At 64.9% G+C, this 15,199-nt stretch carries 16 protein-coding genes and 1 tRNA gene; 5 read left to right on the top strand and 12 right to left on the bottom strand.

Features of this window, described 5'->3' with window-relative positions:
* Nucleotides 1-171 precede the first annotated feature (171 nt).
* From KJP30_RS07230 to KJP30_RS07255, 6 genes are all read right to left on the bottom strand, one after another.
* A tRNA-Glu gene (locus KJP30_RS07230) sits at nt 172-246 on the bottom strand.
* A 136-nt stretch (nt 247-382) separates the two neighbouring features.
* Nucleotides 383-2,137 carry a single-stranded-DNA-specific exonuclease RecJ gene (gene recJ, locus KJP30_RS07235; RefSeq protein WP_218448295.1) on the bottom strand — a complete coding sequence of 585 codons (1,755 nt, stop codon included), beginning with the start codon at nt 2,135-2,137 and terminating at the stop codon, nt 383-385.
* 87 nt (nt 2,138-2,224) lie between these two features.
* Complete coding sequence (gene glpX / locus KJP30_RS07240; RefSeq protein ID WP_218448296.1) at nt 2,225-3,199, bottom strand: class II fructose-bisphosphatase; 975 nt, start codon at nt 3,197-3,199, stop codon at nt 2,225-2,227.
* Nucleotides 3,200-3,317: 118 nt separating this feature from the next.
* Entirely contained in the window at nt 3,318-5,165 is a 1,848-nt protein-coding gene (locus tag KJP30_RS07245; protein ID WP_218448297.1) for a VCBS domain-containing protein, read from the bottom strand.
* 204 nt (nt 5,166-5,369) lie between these two features.
* Nucleotides 5,370-6,656 carry a homoserine dehydrogenase gene (locus KJP30_RS07250; RefSeq protein ID WP_218448298.1) on the bottom strand — a complete coding sequence of 429 codons (1,287 nt, stop codon included), beginning with the start codon at nt 6,654-6,656 and terminating at the stop codon, nt 5,370-5,372.
* Nucleotides 6,657-6,762: 106 nt separating this feature from the next.
* Complete coding sequence (locus KJP30_RS07255) at nt 6,763-7,083, bottom strand: hypothetical protein (RefSeq protein WP_218448299.1); 321 nt, start codon at nt 7,081-7,083, stop codon at nt 6,763-6,765.
* Nucleotides 7,084-7,163: 80 nt separating this feature from the next.
* Here KJP30_RS07255 and KJP30_RS07260 point away from each other — a divergent pair, with 80 nt between their 5' ends.
* Nucleotides 7,164-7,751, top strand: a complete 588-nt coding sequence (locus KJP30_RS07260) for a TetR/AcrR family transcriptional regulator (protein ID WP_218448300.1) — start codon at nt 7,164-7,166, stop codon at nt 7,749-7,751.
* Between the two features lie 373 nt (nt 7,752-8,124).
* On the opposite strand, the gene KJP30_RS07265 is transcribed toward KJP30_RS07260, so the two are convergent.
* Together KJP30_RS07265 and KJP30_RS07270 are read right to left on the bottom strand one after the other, a co-directional pair.
* Entirely contained in the window at nt 8,125-8,526 is a 402-nt protein-coding gene (locus KJP30_RS07265; RefSeq protein ID WP_224874423.1) for a c-type cytochrome, read from the bottom strand.
* Between the two features lie 85 nt (nt 8,527-8,611).
* Nucleotides 8,612-9,073: a c-type cytochrome gene (locus tag KJP30_RS07270; RefSeq protein ID WP_218448302.1), complete on the bottom strand. Its 462-nt coding sequence runs from the start codon at nt 9,071-9,073 to the stop codon at nt 8,612-8,614.
* A 126-nt stretch (nt 9,074-9,199) separates the two neighbouring features.
* On the opposite strand from KJP30_RS07270, the gene KJP30_RS07275 reads away from it, so the two are divergent.
* Together KJP30_RS07275 and KJP30_RS07280 are read left to right on the top strand one after the other, a co-directional pair.
* Complete coding sequence (locus KJP30_RS07275) at nt 9,200-9,610, top strand: PaaI family thioesterase (RefSeq protein WP_218448303.1); 411 nt, start codon at nt 9,200-9,202, stop codon at nt 9,608-9,610.
* 11 nt (nt 9,611-9,621) lie between these two features.
* On the top strand, nt 9,622-10,056 hold the full coding sequence (locus tag KJP30_RS07280) for a DMT family transporter (RefSeq protein ID WP_218448304.1): 435 nt from the start codon (nt 9,622-9,624) through the stop codon (nt 10,054-10,056).
* An 84-nt stretch (nt 10,057-10,140) separates the two neighbouring features.
* Here the strand turns inward: KJP30_RS07280 and KJP30_RS07285 are convergent, their stop codons facing one another.
* From KJP30_RS07285 to KJP30_RS07300, 4 genes are all read right to left on the bottom strand, one after another.
* The gene (locus KJP30_RS07285; protein WP_218448305.1) at nt 10,141-11,121 is read right to left on the bottom strand and encodes an Ldh family oxidoreductase; all 981 of its coding nucleotides are present in this window, start codon (nt 11,119-11,121) and stop codon (nt 10,141-10,143) included.
* 66 nt (nt 11,122-11,187) lie between these two features.
* Nucleotides 11,188-11,394 (bottom strand): histidinol phosphate aminotransferase, encoded by a 207-nt coding sequence (locus tag KJP30_RS07290; protein ID WP_218448306.1) that lies wholly within the window; start codon nt 11,392-11,394, stop codon nt 11,188-11,190.
* A 114-nt stretch (nt 11,395-11,508) separates the two neighbouring features.
* Nucleotides 11,509-12,627, bottom strand: coding sequence for a pyridoxal phosphate-dependent aminotransferase (locus tag KJP30_RS07295; RefSeq protein ID WP_218448307.1), 1,119 nt, complete (start codon nt 12,625-12,627; stop codon nt 11,509-11,511).
* Between the two features lie 130 nt (nt 12,628-12,757).
* Nucleotides 12,758-13,087, bottom strand: a complete 330-nt coding sequence (locus tag KJP30_RS07300) for a DnaJ family domain-containing protein (protein WP_218448308.1) — start codon at nt 13,085-13,087, stop codon at nt 12,758-12,760.
* A gap of 148 nt (nt 13,088-13,235) precedes the next feature.
* Here KJP30_RS07300 and KJP30_RS07305 point away from each other — a divergent pair, with 148 nt between their 5' ends.
* Both KJP30_RS07305 and KJP30_RS07310 read left to right on the top strand, forming a co-directional pair.
* Nucleotides 13,236-14,522, top strand: a complete 1,287-nt coding sequence (locus KJP30_RS07305) for a lipoprotein-releasing ABC transporter permease subunit (RefSeq protein WP_218448309.1) — start codon at nt 13,236-13,238, stop codon at nt 14,520-14,522.
* Nucleotides 14,515-15,198: an ABC transporter ATP-binding protein gene (locus KJP30_RS07310; RefSeq protein WP_218448310.1), complete on the top strand. Its 684-nt coding sequence runs from the start codon at nt 14,515-14,517 to the stop codon at nt 15,196-15,198. Before KJP30_RS07305 ends, KJP30_RS07310 begins: the two co-directional genes overlap by 8 nt.
* Nucleotide 15,199: the final 1 nt, after the last annotated feature.

Raw genomic sequence — 15,199 nt, forward strand, 5'->3', positions numbered from 1 at the left:
GCCTTAGACCCGGCGTCGCGATTGCTCTCACCGGCGCGCCAATGCGCAACGACACCGGATTTGCGCCCGCCACTCCGGTTTCAACGCCACCACACCCCGCGAATACAAGCATACAGTCGCAGCCCGCTGAGCGGCATATTTCCTGTCTTATCAGGTATTTATGAGAAGAAGTGGCAGCCCGTAGGGGAATCGAACCCCTCTTTCCAGGTTGAAAACCTGGCGTCCTAACCGATAGACGAACGGGCCACTCTGTTCCGCCGTGGCGCTGTCTGTGTGACCATCGCTGCGGCGTGAGGCGGGTTCTATGGAAAGCGCGCGAAGCTTGCAAGCAGAAAATTCAGTTTTTTTGGCCTTCCGTAGCGGAGCCTTCAAAAACCGGTTTTCAGGCGCTCTCGGCCGCCGGGGCGGCATCGTCCAGACGCAGTTGAACCGTCGACCGGCCCTGCCAGAAGTTGATGTCCAGCTTGCCCGCAAGATGGAATCGCGCGCCCTGATGATCCTCAAGCGCGGGCCCAAGCGGCCCCTCGAAGGCGGAAAAGGCGATCACATCCAGCGTGGTGCCCAACCCGTCGGACACCGACAGCTTGAGGTGCCCCTGCCCGACCCGGCGGACAAAACGGATCTGCATGTCAGGCAGCGCGAAACGCGGCCCGGGGACGGCAGCCCCAAAGGGGCCCGCCCGCTCCAGTTGCTCGACAAGATCCACCGTCGCTGCGGCAGGCATCAGAACGCCATCCACTCGCAGATCCGCAGCCCCCCCCTGCCCTGCGCCCTGACGCGCCAAAAGCTCGGACAGACGCGCCATGGCCGGTTCCAGCTGGTCTCGCATCACGGTCAGACCGGCAGCCATCTTGTGTCCGCCCCCCTTGACCAGCAACCCTTCCGAAGCCAGCCGCTGGATCGCCGCCCCAAGGTCCACGCCCTGCACCGACCGGCCCGAGCCTTTGCCCTCATCCCCATCGAACCCGATCACCACCGAAGGACGATTCGTCTGCTCCTTGAGGCGCGAGGCCACGATACCCACCACGCCGGGATGCCAGCCATCCTCCGCCGCCCAGACCAAGGGCGCATCCAGACCACGAGCCTCGGCCTGCGCCAGCGCCGCCGCCCGCACCGAGGCCTCGATCTCACGCCGTTCGGTGTTCAACTGGTCCAGTCGTTCCGCCATGGCCTGCGCCTCGGCCGGCTGGTCACAGGCCAGAAGGCGCGCGCCAAGATCGGCCTTGCCAATCCGCCCGCCGGCATTGATCCGCGGCCCCATGACATACCCCAGGTGATAGGCCGCCGGCGCCCGCTCCAGCCGCGCCACATCCGACAACGCCACCAGCCCCGGGCGGGCCCGGCCGGCCATGACCTTCAACCCCTGGTGTACAAAAGCCCGGTTCACACCTTTCAGCGGCGCCACATCCGCCACCGTGGCCAAGGCCACCAGATCCAGCGCCGCCATCAGGTCCGGCCCCCGGGCACCTGCCTCGCGCAACTGTCGCCCCGCCTCGACCAGCATCAGAAACACCACCGCCGCCGCACATAGATGCGCAAGCGCTCCATCCTCATCCTGCCGGTTGGGGTTCACAACGGCCACGCAATCAGGCAGCGTCTCGCCGCCCAGATGGTGGTCCAGCACCACCACCTCGGCCATGCCCCTGGTGGCGGCAATCGGTTCATGCGAAAGCGTGCCGCAATCGACACAGATGATCAGGTCATGATCAGCAGCCAGCGCCGTCATGGCGGGCACATTGGGGCCATAGCCCTCGTCGATTCGGTCCGGAACGTATAATGTCGCAGACCGCCCCATCTGGCGCAGCCAGTCGATCAACAGCGCCGCCGACGCGCCCCCATCAACGTCATAATCGGCAAAGACCGCAATCCGCTGTCGTTCCCGCACCGCCCGCAAGAAACGCGCCGCGGCGGTCTCCATATCCTTCAAAGACCGCGGATCCGGCAAAAGCGCCCGCATGGTTGGCGTGAGAAAGCTCTCGGCCTCCTCGGCGGAAACGCCCAGCCGTGCAAGGATGCTGCACAACGGATGGCTCAGCGTCGTCCGCTGCACCAGATGTTCCGCCTGCCGCGTCACCTCCGGGTCGGGACCGACCCAGCGACGCCCGGTCAGGCTGTTCTCGACCCCAAGATAGGACAAACGCTCTCCCGGCTTCTTCTTGGCAAAAATACTCCGGGGGGAGTCGCCGTGGCGACGGGGGGCAGCGCCCCCCTCCCCGGGATCCGGTCAGGCGGTGTGCTTGAACGGGTTGCGATAGGTCATGCGCCGGACCGAACCGGTCTTCGACCGCATCAGCAGCGTCTCGGTGGTGATCCAGCCCACCTCGCGCTTGATCCCCGGAAGCAGCGAACCGCCGGTCACGCCGGTGGCGGCAAAGATCACATCCGCGGTCACCATCTCGTCGCGAGAATAGATCTTGTCCAGATCGGTGATCCCCGCCTTGGCGGCACGGCCACGTTCATCGTCGTTGCGGAACAGCAGGCGACCAAAGATCTGCCCGCCCATGCATTTCAGCGCCGCGGCGGCCAGCACACCTTCGGGGGCGCCACCCGATCCCATGTACATGTCGATGCCGGTCACCTGCGGCTCGGCACAATGCATCACACCTGCAACGTCCCCGTCGGTGATCAACCGGATCGACGCGCCCGTCGCGCGAACCTCGGCAATCATCTCTTCGTGGCGCGGACGTTCGAGGATACAGACGGTGATATCGCTGGGGCCACAGCCCTTCTCGGTGGCCAGAGCCGACACGCGGGTTGCGGGCGGCATGTCCAGCGTGACGATCCCTTCCGGATAGCCCGGACCGATGGCCAGCTTTTCCATGTAGACGTCAGGCGCATGCAGCATCGAGCCACGCGGCCCCATTGCGATCACGGTCAGCGCGTTGGGCATGTCCTTGGCGGTCAGCGTGGTGCCTTCCAGCGGGTCCAGCGCGATGTCCACACCGGGGCCGTCGCCATTGCCGACCTCTTCACCGATGTACAGCATCGGCGCTTCGTCGCGTTCGCCTTCGCCGATGACGACGACACCCTTGATGTCCAGCTTGTTCAGCTGTTCGCGCATGGCGTTGACGGCGGCCTGATCGGCGGCCTTTTCGTCGCCGCGTCCGATCCAGTCTGCGCTGGCGATGGCGGCCTGCTCGGCCACGCGGGCCAGGCCCAGGGACAACATACGGTCATTGAAATCAATGGGGGTGGACATCGCCGGTAATCCTTCGTGAGTGCCGCGTCGTCTCGTGACTACCCCGCCACCGGCAAGGGCCGCAAGGGGATAGCGGCCAAAGCTCCGGAAGCTGTGGCAATTCGCGATATCCGGCCGCTCAACCGACGATCAACAGGTCATCCATGGCAAAGAACTGCCCCGCAGCCTCGAAACGCACCTCGTCCACGTTGTCAAAGATCGTGTCGTCGAATTCGACGAAACTGGTGGCGCCCCGCGTCAGGGTCAGGGTTTGCGTGCCAATCAGAACATCGTCATCATAGCCTGACACCAGCAGCGTCATGGTCGGCGCGAAGGGCGAGGTGAAATAGGCGCTTTCGAGATCGAAATTCGTTTCGCGCGCGATCGCAACCTCGCCCGCGCTGTTGGTCGCCACGAACATTCCCGATTGCAGGGCTGGGTTATAGGGGTTGGTGTCGCGCCCAAGGCTGAAGATCTCCATGCCGTTGACCGTGCGCCACGGTCCGACAAAGCTCAGTTGCCCGGGGCCACCGCTGACACCGTCCTCAAAGGTCTGCAACAGCGGGTTGATCACGTTCTCGCCGTCGTCGAGCCCGAAAATGCTGATGGTCACCGTCTGCGTTGCGCGCCCGCCTTCGCCGTCCTCCAGCGCAAACAGGAACTCGTCGAACAGGGTTTCACCAAGATCGAGGTTCTGAACGTCGGGATCAGTGTTGTTCAGTTGATAGGTCCAGCCGCCGAACAAATCGACCGAGATATTGCCATGCTCGCCGATCCCGTCGTTTTCCACCGACCACGTCAGATTTTCCGTCTCGAAATCCACGTCCGACCCGAACAACCGGCCAAAGGCGGTCAGGATCGTATCCTCTGTCACCCGGCCCACGGTGTCGCCGGTGATCTCGGGGTCGTCGTTGACGCCGGCTATGGTGACAGTCACCGTTTCCGTTGCCGTGCTGCCATTTCCGTCCGACAAGGTAACGTCATAGGTAAATGTCAGCACATCCCCGAGGCCAAGGTACTGGAACTCATCGTTCTGCACTGCAAAGGTCCATGTCGCCGTGCCCAGCGCCACGCCCGACGTGTCCGAGACGACAACGCCCAGAAAGCCCAGCGCATCCTCTTCGGTGAACCCCTGCACCGGTCCGTCCAAGCCGGTCAGGACGACCGTGACATCATGGGTGTCGGAAAGATCGACATCGGAAAAGGCGATGTCGCCGGTGTCCTCAAGAAGCGGCGCACTGTCGTCCTCTGTGACTGCACCCACGAAATCCGACGCCCCGGCATCAATCACCACCGGGTCGTTCACCCCTTCGACGATGATGTTACGGCTGACCACCGTCACGCCGCCCTGACCGTCCGAAACCTGCACCGTGATCGACTGGACCGAACTCTCTTGCTGGGCCAGATACTGGAACGCGGTGCCCGGATCGAACGTGACCTGATAGGTCGCGCCGATGTAGTTGCCCTGTGGCGCTGGCACGGGCGCTGCCACCGATACGCTGCCCCCCGTGACACTCAGGTCATCCAGCACCAGGGTCCCGCCGTCGAAATCGAAGACGTCAAAGCTGAAATCCAGCGGCGTGTCCTCGTCCGTCACCTGATCGGTCAACAGCACCAGAGGCGCGTTGTTCGCCCCAACGGAATAGGTGAAATCCGCGAACTCCAGCGTGCCGACATGTTTCAGCGTATCGGTGCCTTCGTCGCCATCGCCGGCGTTCGTGTCCTCGACCACCGTGGCATTGCCCTGCCCGTCATAGATCAGGAAGTCGAAAATCGAGCCCAGATAAACCGCCGTATCGTCGCCGTCATTGCCACGGATCAGATCGTCGCCGCCCCCCCCCTGTACCGTGTCATTGCCATCACCGGCATTGATCTCGTCGCCCGCGTTCGACCCGGTGATACGGTCATTGCCGTCGCCACCGTTGAATTTCGTGGGTGCGGTCCGGTCCGGAGCCGCAAGGACATCGTCCCCGTCGGTTCCGTTCACCGGTTTTCCAAAGTTTTGTTGCGGCATGACAGTCCCCCCGACAGGGCGTCCGTCATGCCTTTTCAGCCTTGGCTATGCCGCCGAAGCCACGCCCCGGTGGCACCCGACAGGCGCCCGTTTGATCGTCCCGAAAAAGGTTAACCGAAAACCGCGCCTGCGCAAAACAATTTGATTACGCAACGTCATCCGGGGCGATCCCGGCCGTCAGACCTCTTCGATGCGCAGCGCCACGGGCGTGCTCATGACCACGCCTGTCGCATCCATCCCGGACAAAGCCTGATCCAGCGCGGCGCGCGTGGTCTTGTGTGTCACGATCAGGACCGGTGCGCTGTCGTCGGTATGGTCATACTGGCGCATGCGGTGGATCGAAACGCCGGCCTCGCCCAGCACGGTGGCCACCTTGGCCAATGCCCCCGGCTTGTCCGCCAGCATCACCCGCAGGTAATAGGGCGCCGGGGTCGAGGCCTTGGCCGGAACCGCCTTGACCAGTGCCCCCGCAGGACGGCCAAAAGTCGACACGCGCAGGCCGCGAGCCACATCCATCACATCACCCATGACGGCGCTGGCGGTCGGACCTTCCCCGGCACCGGCACCGCGCATCACGATCTGGCCCACCTGATCGCCTTCGATCACGACCATGTTGGTGCCGCCCTGAAGCTGCCCCAGCGGCGAAGCCGCCGGCACCAGACAGGGCGCCATGCTCTGTTCCAGTCCCCGGCCGGTCATCCGTGCGACCCCCAGCAGTTTGATGCGGAACCCCATGTCGGCAGCTTGACGGATGTCCTCGATGGTGACCGAGCCGATCCCCTCCAGTTCCACGCCGTCGAAATGCACCTGTGTGCCAAAGGCGATGGACGACAGCAGCGACAGCTTGTGGCCTGCGTCGATCCCGCCAACGTCAAGCTGCGGATCGGCCTCGAGATAGCCCAGCCCGTCGGCCTCGGCAAAGGCTTCGTCGTAGGTCAGGCCGCCGTCTTCCATCCGCGTCAGGATGTAGTTGCAGGTGCCGTTCATGACCCCCATGACGCGCTCGATATCATTGCCGGCCAGCCCTTCGGTCAGCGCCTTGATGACCGGGATACCGCCGGCAACCGCCGCCTCGAACCGCAAGACCGCGCCGTGTTCCTCGGCCAGTGTCGCCAGCGCCTGCCCGTGGTGGGCCAGCATCGCCTTGTTGGCCGTGACCACATCCTTGCCCGCCTTCAGGGCCGCTTCGACGGCGGCCTTCGCCGGTCCGTCACTGCCGCCCATGAGTTCGACAAAGACATCCACATCGTCGCGGGTCGCCAGCACCACCGGATCGTCCTCCCACGCGTAGGACGACAGGTTCACGCCACGATCCTTGTCGCGGGTGCGGGCGGACACGGCGGTGATCTCGATGCTGCGGCCCGAACGGTCGGCCAACAGCGCCGCCTTCTGGCGGACGATCTTGACGACGCCGGTGCCCACGGTCCCCAGACCGGCAATACCAAGACGCAGTGGCTGGGACATGAAAGGGCTCCTTCTTCGCCGGAAAACTTCGCGCCCGGGTTAGCGCCAAGCCTCGCCGGGGACAAGGGCACGCGGTACCGCAAGTCAATGCAGCCGCCGCATCCCGTCAATACGACCGGAGATCCGCCGCTTTTCGACGCAAACGCGCCATCCGGCCATCAACGTCACCGGGGTCGCCCTGAACACGCTGCAACCGAGCGGCCCGGGCCCGCAATGCCGATACCCGCCCCTGAACAGAGGCAATCGCCGCCGCATCCGCCTGCGGCACCGGACCGTTCAACAGATCCTCGATCGGCAAAAGGTCGGGATAGGCCGCCGTGGCCACGCCCGGGGTCTGAACCGCATCCAGTTCCGGAAACTGGGTACAGGCACCCAGCCCCCCAAGGAGGATTGCGCAGGTCAGACTGTGGCGCAGATGCATGAACATGTGTCAGTCATGCCCCAGCCCGCGAAGACTGGCAAGCACCCGGGTTGATCTGAACGGTTGTTCAGATAATCATGCCGCCCATGGCACGCACTCAGGGAAGTCACGCCGGGACAACACGCCCCCGCATCCGAGACGCCGCTTTGCGGCTTTTCGCGGAACATGGCTACGCGGCGGTCTCGATGCGCCAGATCGCCTCACAGGTCGGGCTTCAGGTGGGGGCACTCTATAATTACACGCCGGACAAACAGGCACTGCTGTTTTCCCTGATGCAGGATCACATGGACGAACTGCTGGCCGAGTGGCGCACCCGTCCGGAACCAGACAACCCACTGGCGCGGCTTGAGGATTTCGTTCGCTTCCACATCGAATTTCACCTTGAACGACCGCAACTGGTCTTCATCGCCTACATGGAACTGCGCAACCTCACGCCCGAGAATTTCGCGGTGATCGAAGGCCTGCGGCGCGACTATGAGGATGCGCTGGAATCGATCCTTGGCGCCGGCGTCGCCGCGGGCTGTTTCGACGTGACGGATACGAAACTGGCCACTCTGGCGGTGATTGCCATGCTGACGGGGGTGACCACATGGTACCGCCCCGGAGGCCGCCTGAGCGTCCCCGAAGTGCAGGATCTCTACTGGGACATGGTCCGCAAATCGGTCAGCCGCTGACGGCCACCCCCCCTTCGCACCTCTTGGGCTCCGCCCGTTCCCCGCTCAATCTGTCCCCCGGACAGATTGCCACCTTCGGTGGACCGGTGCTCAGCCATGTTCCCCGGAGCCATCTCTCGCTTGAGGCCGATCAGGGCCGGACCGGGGCGCGATGCAAGGAGGCGCAGCCCCACGCAAAGCGTGGCTTGTCCTTGCATCGGGGCACGGTCTGGCCCAGGCCCTCAGAAAAGCGAGGGATGCGTCCGGGGATCATGGCGCGCCTGTTCCCTGGTGAATCCCGAAGCGGCAACCGGCGCCCAAGGCGCCGCGCAAAGGGCCGGCGGGCGGGCGCCTTTGCGGCAAAGCCGCAAACAGTCCCGTCCCGCCGGGCCGCTCAGCGGCTCGCCTGAATCGATTCGAGGTATTCCGCCAATGCCACCAGCTTGCGCGGGGTCGGGGTCGGCTTGCCGTCGCCGCTGTCGTAAGGCACCAGATCGCCCTCCAGCAACTCGCCGAACTCCGGCATCCACGAAGCTGACCGGTCCGACCGGGCATAGCCATCGATGATCGACATCACCTTTGCGCGGGGAAAGACATCGCCGTTCCGCACCTTGATCAATGTCAGGTTCTGCGGCGGCGGTGTCATGGCGCGCGCCATCTGGCCGTTGCCCTTGCCATCTGCCCCGTGGCAGATCGCGCAATTTTCCATGAAAAGCCCGCGCCCGTCGCTGGCACCCGGCATCGCCGTATCTTCGACGCAGCCCGCCAGTGTCAGCGCCGCTGCCATTCCGATCATTCCCCTGAACATGTCGTTCCTGCCCTCATTCTGTTGCCACGCTCCTGCCAAAGCAACGCGGCCTCGGCAAGCCCCCTCGCGGTGCTCAACCGTCACCTGTCTCTTGCAGAGCTTCCACGTAGGTCAGGACGTCCAGCAACCCTTTGGGTGTCATGATGACCTCTCCCGAGGGGGCGCGCCATTCCACCACGGGGCTGCTCAACTCGTCCCGGAACTCGGGCATGGAGCCGCGGTGGAACTTGCCCGGATACCCGTGTATCGTTTCCAGCACCCGTTCGGCGGGAAAGATGCCACCGTTGGCGCTGGACAACCGCGTCAGATCCGGCGGGGGAACCGGAAGATCCGCCCCCAGCGCCCCGTCGCCCTGCCCGGACGCCCCGTGGCAGTAGGCGCAGTTGGCAGCGTAGATTCGCGCGCCCGGCTCCGGTTCGACAGCCTCGGCAGAGGGGCTGAACCAGCTGCGGCTGGCACCGGTTCGCGCGTCCCAGAAGGGCGTGCAGGCTGTGGCCGCGATCAGCGCCACACTGGCAAGGGCCTTGAAATACATGTCCCGCTCCGTTCCTGGTCTTTTGTCAGGGGCGGCCTGTCGCCCCGGGATCTGTGCCGCAGCCAGAGATGGGTGACACTGCCCGCGCCTCCGGTCATAGTTGCGCCGGAAAGACAGGAGATCCACATGCTCGATCCTGCCACCGCGCAGCAGTTGTTGGAAGAGAATTTCGCAGCATGGGTGCAGGCGCTGCATCCGCGCATCACCCGGATCGACCCAGAGGCGGCGGTGCTGGAAATCCCGATCCGGCCGGACATCGCGCGCGTTGGCGGCATCGTCTGCGGGCAAGCGCTGGCCACGCTGGCGGATACCGCGATGGTCTTTGCCTGTGCCGGACATCTGGGCGGGTTCAAACCCGTGGCGACCACCAATCTTGAAACCCGATTCCTCAGCGCCGCCAAGGGTGACTCCGTTCGCTGCACTGCGCGGGTGATCAAGGGCGGGCGGGCGATGATCTTTGCCGAGGCCCTGCTGGAGCGCCTGCCCGACGGTGTACCCGTCGCGGCGGCCAGCGCCACCTTCTACTTGCCGTCATGAAAGACCCACGAATGACTCATTATGCCATCATCATGCTGCTGGCCGGGATCGGCATTCCCACACTTGCGGCGCTGAACGCCGCGCTTGGCCAGCGCCTTGGCTCTCCGGCGGCGGCAGCCGTGGTGCTGTTCTGCGTCGCGATGCTGACCACGCTGGCGGTCTGGGCCGCGACCGGAGGGCGCGGTATGAGCGGTTTGCTGACCGCCCCGCGCCACCTGTTTCTGGGCGGTTGTCTCGTGGCCTTTTACGTCCTGTCGGTGACGTTCATCGCGCCGCATTTCGGCGTTGGCAACGCGATCTTCTTTGTGCTTGTGGGCCAGTTGATCAGCGCGGCGGCAATCGACCATTTCGGGCTGTTCGGAGCGCGGGTCTCACCTCTCAGCCTGACCCGCGCAACGGGGATCGGCGTGATGATGCTGGGCGTCTGGATCACCCAGAGGGCCTGAGCCTGCCCACCTGCGGACGGTTCTGCACGTCCTGCGCCGCCTGTGACCGGTCCCAGAGGTCCCGGGGCAAGCCCGGGACAGGTTTCACCCCGCGCCGGCCAAGTCCTGCAACTGCTGCCACAGCGGTTCGGGCAGATCGGCGCTGTCCGAGGGCACCCGGCCCGCCCCCGGCATCCGGGCGCCCTCGTCCTGTGTGACCACCTGCGCCAATGCCGCCAACCGATCAAAGAAATCGCCCTGCCCCGGGTCGATCAACAGGAAGTACTGGCCAAGGTCATGCGGCGCCCCCTGCGGCGCCTTGAGCGGTTTCACATCCGCGCTGAGCACCCCGCCCCCAAGGCAGGCCGCGAGGATTTCGGCCATCAGGCCAAAGCCCCAGCCCTTGTAGCCTCCTGCCGAGGTCAGTGATCCGGCCAGCGCGGCTTCCGGGTCGGTCGTGGGGTGGCCTTCGGCGTCAACGGCCCAGCCTTCGGGGATCGCCTCGCCCGCCGCCTTGGCCATGGTGATCCGGCCCAGCGCCACGGTGGTCGTGCTTTGATCGAAGATCATCGCCACACCGCCCTGCCCGTCCGGCACCGCGAAGGAAATCGGGTTGGTGCCGATGACCCGCGTCTTGCCGCCGGGCGCGGCAACAATGGGCGAAGCATTTGTCAGCCCCAACCCAAGCGCGCCGCCCCGGGCAATCTGTTCACAGAAATAGCCCAGCGCGGTGCAGGTATGAGCGTGGTGCAGCGCCAGCGTGACCACCCCGGTTTCACGCGCGGCCCCGAGCGCGGCAGGCAGCGCCGCCGCAAACGCCGGTTGGGCAAAGCCATGCGCCGCGTCCACGCGGATTTCGGAGCTGCGGGGCCGCGTCACGACCGGCACCGCCTGCCCGTCAACGCGGCCCGACTGTAATTGCTGGCAATAGCTTTCGAGGTAGTAAAGCCCGCAGATCCGATTGCCGCGCGCCTCGGCCCAACCGATGGCGCGGGCCATTTCGGCGGCGATTTCGGCGCTGGCCCCGTGTCGCGCCAAGGCAGTTTCGGAAAGGCGAGTGATCTCGGCGATTTCGATCCGGGGCATGAAGTGGCTCCTGCGTCGTCAGTCCTGCCAGCCTAATGCCCCCGGCCCAGGTGCGGCAAGCCGTGGTCAGACCTTGTCGAACCGCGCATCCCGACGGCGGCGCGTGGTTTCCAGCCGCGTGATCAGGTGGTTCAGCAGCAAGGCAAGCAACAGGACCGTCCCCAGCCCCCAGTAAGACCAGATCGCGATGAAAACCCATAACAGGTTCACGAAAATCAGGATCATGTTGGCCGTCGTGTAATCCTCGACCGATTGCGGGTGACGGTTGTCCATCACTGTGCCTCCTGCGCTTGGGTGCCTCCCTGCGACAGGATAGCGCAGCGACGTGCCAAGTCAGGTCAGGATTTCGCGATTTGGCCAAAAAATGCCGTGTAGCCGGTCGAATCCCTAGCTGCCGGTGCTTTCGCGGGCAGCTTGCAGCGCTTCGGGCAGAGCCTGTTCAAGAACGGCCAGATCCTCGGCCCGGCCCGCGCTGATGCGGATACAACGGTCCTGCGGCGCGACAAAGGGCATACGGACAAAGACACCGCGTTCGATCAGACCGGCCAGAACCGCCCGGGCGAAATCGCCATCCTGCCCGCAATCAACGGCCACGAAATTGGTGGCCGAGGGCAAGGGCATCAACCCGTTGGCCAGCGCGATGCGGCCAATCTCGTCGCGTGCCTCTGCGGTCAGGCGGATCACCTCGTCCAGCCATTCGCGGTCTTCCAGAGCGGCCAGCGCCCCGGCCAGCGCCATACGGTTCATGCCGAAATGGTTGCGGATCTTGTCAAAGGCACGGATCACCGGCGCCGCCGAGATGGCATAGCCAATCCTTGCGCCCGCCATGCCGTAGGCCTTGGAAAAGGTGCGCAGACGCACAACGCGCGGATCGTCAAAGGCGATGGCGGGCGCGGTGCCTTCGGGGGCAAATTCGATATAAGCCTCGTCCAGCGCCAGAACGCAGCCCTTTGGCAGGTTGTCCAGCGCGGCCTCGATCGCGGCGGCACTGTGCCAGCTTCCCATCGGGTTGTCCGGATTGGCGAGGTAAACCAGCTTGGCATCCACCTCGGCGGCCTTGGAAATCAGCCCGCCCAGATCCTCGTGATCGCCGGCATAGGGGATCTTGTGCAGCACGCCGCCAAAGCCCGCGACATGGTAGTTGAACGTGGGATATGCCCCGTCAGAGGTGACAACCGCATCCCCCTCGGCCACCAGCAGGCGCACGAGATAGCCCAGCAGCCCGTCGATGCCCTCGCCGATCAGGATGTTGTCCGGGGCACAGCCCATATGGGCGGCAATCGCGCCTTTCAGGTCCAGATGCGACGGATCGGCGTATTTCCATATCTCGGCTGCCTCGTCCTGAATCGCGGCGATGGCAAAGGGCGACGGGCCAAAGACGCTTTCATTCGCGCCAAGACGGGCCTTGAAGGCGACGCCACGGGCGCGTTCCTGCACCTCGGGGCCGACAAAAGGCACGGTTTCAGGCAGGGCGGCGATAAGATCAGGGTAACGAGGTCCGGTCATGGGGCATTTATGAAACGCCCGGCCCCGGCGTCAACGCATGAATTTGCGCCTCGCGTCACCTCATGAATTTGCGCCTTGCGTCACTTCATGAATTTGCGTCTTGCGTCACTTCATGAATTTGCGTCTTGCGTCACTTCATGAATTTGCGTCTTGCGTCGCGGGCAATCTCGTAGCGCATCTGAAGATCGGCAATCCGCGCCATCAACCGCTTCTTGTCCGCCGGATCGCTGGCGGCCTGCCAGTCGGCGCGGGCGGCCTCCAGTTGCGCCTTGAGCCCGACCTCTTCGGGCAGGGCCCCGGCCTCGGCCATGATGCGGAATCCGACGGCCTCGCCCGGGTCGATCAGCGCATCCCCCGGACGTTGGGGCAACGGCTTGCCCTCACCTTCGAGGTTGCTGAGCTTGCCCTCGGCCTCGGCCTTGCGGATCTGGGCCTCGGTCAGGCGGCTGAGGTCGGGCATGGCGTGTTCCCCTATGTTTGCGGGCAGGATAAGATCGTGAGGGACAGGCCACAACCGGCGACTGCCCGCTGAGCCGCATCCGGCGCTGCTTGACCCCGACCGGGCAAAAGGCCAGTTTCCGCCGCGAGCAGGACAAGAAAGATCACCGATGACGCGCCAGCCGCCCCCTTTCGCCCCTTTCGAGTGGATGATCGCATGGCGCTATCTGCGCGCCAAACGCGCCGAAGGCGGCGTATCGGTGATGACATGGATTTCGCTGATCGGGATCATGCTGGCGGTCTTTGCGCTGATCGCGACGCTGGCGGTGCGCTCGGGCTTTCGGGCCGAGTTCGTGGATACGATCGTCGGCGCAAATGCGCATGCGACCGTCTACCACATCCAGCGCACGGACGAGAACGGCGTGCCGACACGCACCCTGCCCGACTATGCCGCCATGGCGGACAAGGTGCGCACGGTCGACGGCGTGACGCGGGTGGCCCCGCTGGTCAAGGGGCAGGTCATGGCCTCGGGTCAGGGGCGCAACGCGGGCGTCGAGGTCTTTGGCATCGCCAAGGACGACCTGATCGAGATCCCGCGCATCGCCGACATGGAAACCGGCATCGGCAATATCGTCGATTTCGACATGGGCATCGCAATCGGGTCCGGCGTGGCACAGATGCTGGGGGTCGGACTGGGGGACAAGATCGACCTGATCTCGCCCAACGGGGTCAAGACCGCCTTCGGCGTCAGCCCGCGCGTCAAAAGCTATCAGATCACCTATATCTTTACGGCCGGGCGCTATGACATCGACCGCACGCGGGTCTACATGCCTTTCGAAGAGGCCCAGTTGTATTTCAACCGCGAAGGCGTGGCGGACGAGTTGGAAATCACCGTAACCGACCCGGAAAACGTCGAACGGTTCAGCCGCGCCATCGGACAGGCCGCCGGTCCCGGCGCGCTGGTCTGGACGTGGCAGGACGCCAGCAGCGGCTTCCTGCGGGCGCTGGACATCGAGGACAACGTGATGTTCGTGATCCTGTCGGTGCTGGTCCTGATCGCGACGATGAACATCGTCTCGGGGCTGATCATGCTGGTCAAGAACAAGGGCCGCGACATCGGCATCCTGCGCACCATGGGCCTGACCGAAGGTTCGGTCATGCGGGTCTTTTTCATCTGTGGCTCCTTCACCGGTCTGCTCGGCACCGCCATGGGCGTTGTGCTGGGCTGCCTCTTTGCCATCTACATCGACCCGATCTTTGCCGCCGTGAATTATCTCTCCGGCGGCGGGGTCTGGGATCCCTCGATCCGGGGCATCTATGCCCTTCCCGCCGAACTGCACCTCAAGGACGTCCTGTCGGCTGTGGGCCTGTCGTTGGGGCTGAGTTTCATCGTCACGATCTTTCCGGCGCGCCGCGCCGCCCGGATGAACCCGGTAGAGGCGCTGCGCTATGAATGACACCGTGTTGCGCCTCTCGGGCATCGAGAAAAGCTACAACAAGGGCCAGCCGAACGAGGTGCAGGTCCTGCGCGGCATCGACCTGAGCGTCGGCCGGGGCGAGGTCGTGGCGCTGGTGGCCCCCTCCGGGGCCGGCAAATCGACGCTTCTGCATATCGCCGGGCTGCTGGACACGCCCGACAGCGGCGCGGTCGAGATCGGCGGCGAGGCCATGCAGGGCCGCAGCGACCGGCGGCGCACGGCGGTACGGCGCGCGGATGTGGGCTTTGTCTACCAGTTCCACCACCTGCTGCCCGAGTTCACCGCGCTTGAAAACATCGTGCTGCCGCAACTGGCCAATGGCGCCGGACGCCAAGCCGCCAAAACCCGCGCGCTGGACCTGCTGGACAGCGTCGGCATCAGGGACCGCGCCGCGCACCGCCCCGCCGCCCTGTCCGGCGGCGAACAACAGCGGGTCGCCTTCTGCCGCGCCATGGCCAACCAGCCGCGCCTGCTGCTGGCGGATGAACCCACCGGCAACCTCGACCCATCGACCTCGGACCGGGTGTTCGGCGCGCTGATGACGCTGGTGCGCGAAACCGGCCTCTCGGCGCTGATCGCCACGCATAACCTCGACCTTGCCGCCCAGATGGACCGCCGCCTGCGGCTCGACGGCGGCACCCTGCAAGAGATCTGAC

Source organism: Antarctobacter sediminis (genome assembly GCF_019218285.1).
Classification (GTDB): domain Bacteria; phylum Pseudomonadota; class Alphaproteobacteria; order Rhodobacterales; family Rhodobacteraceae; genus Antarctobacter; species Antarctobacter sediminis.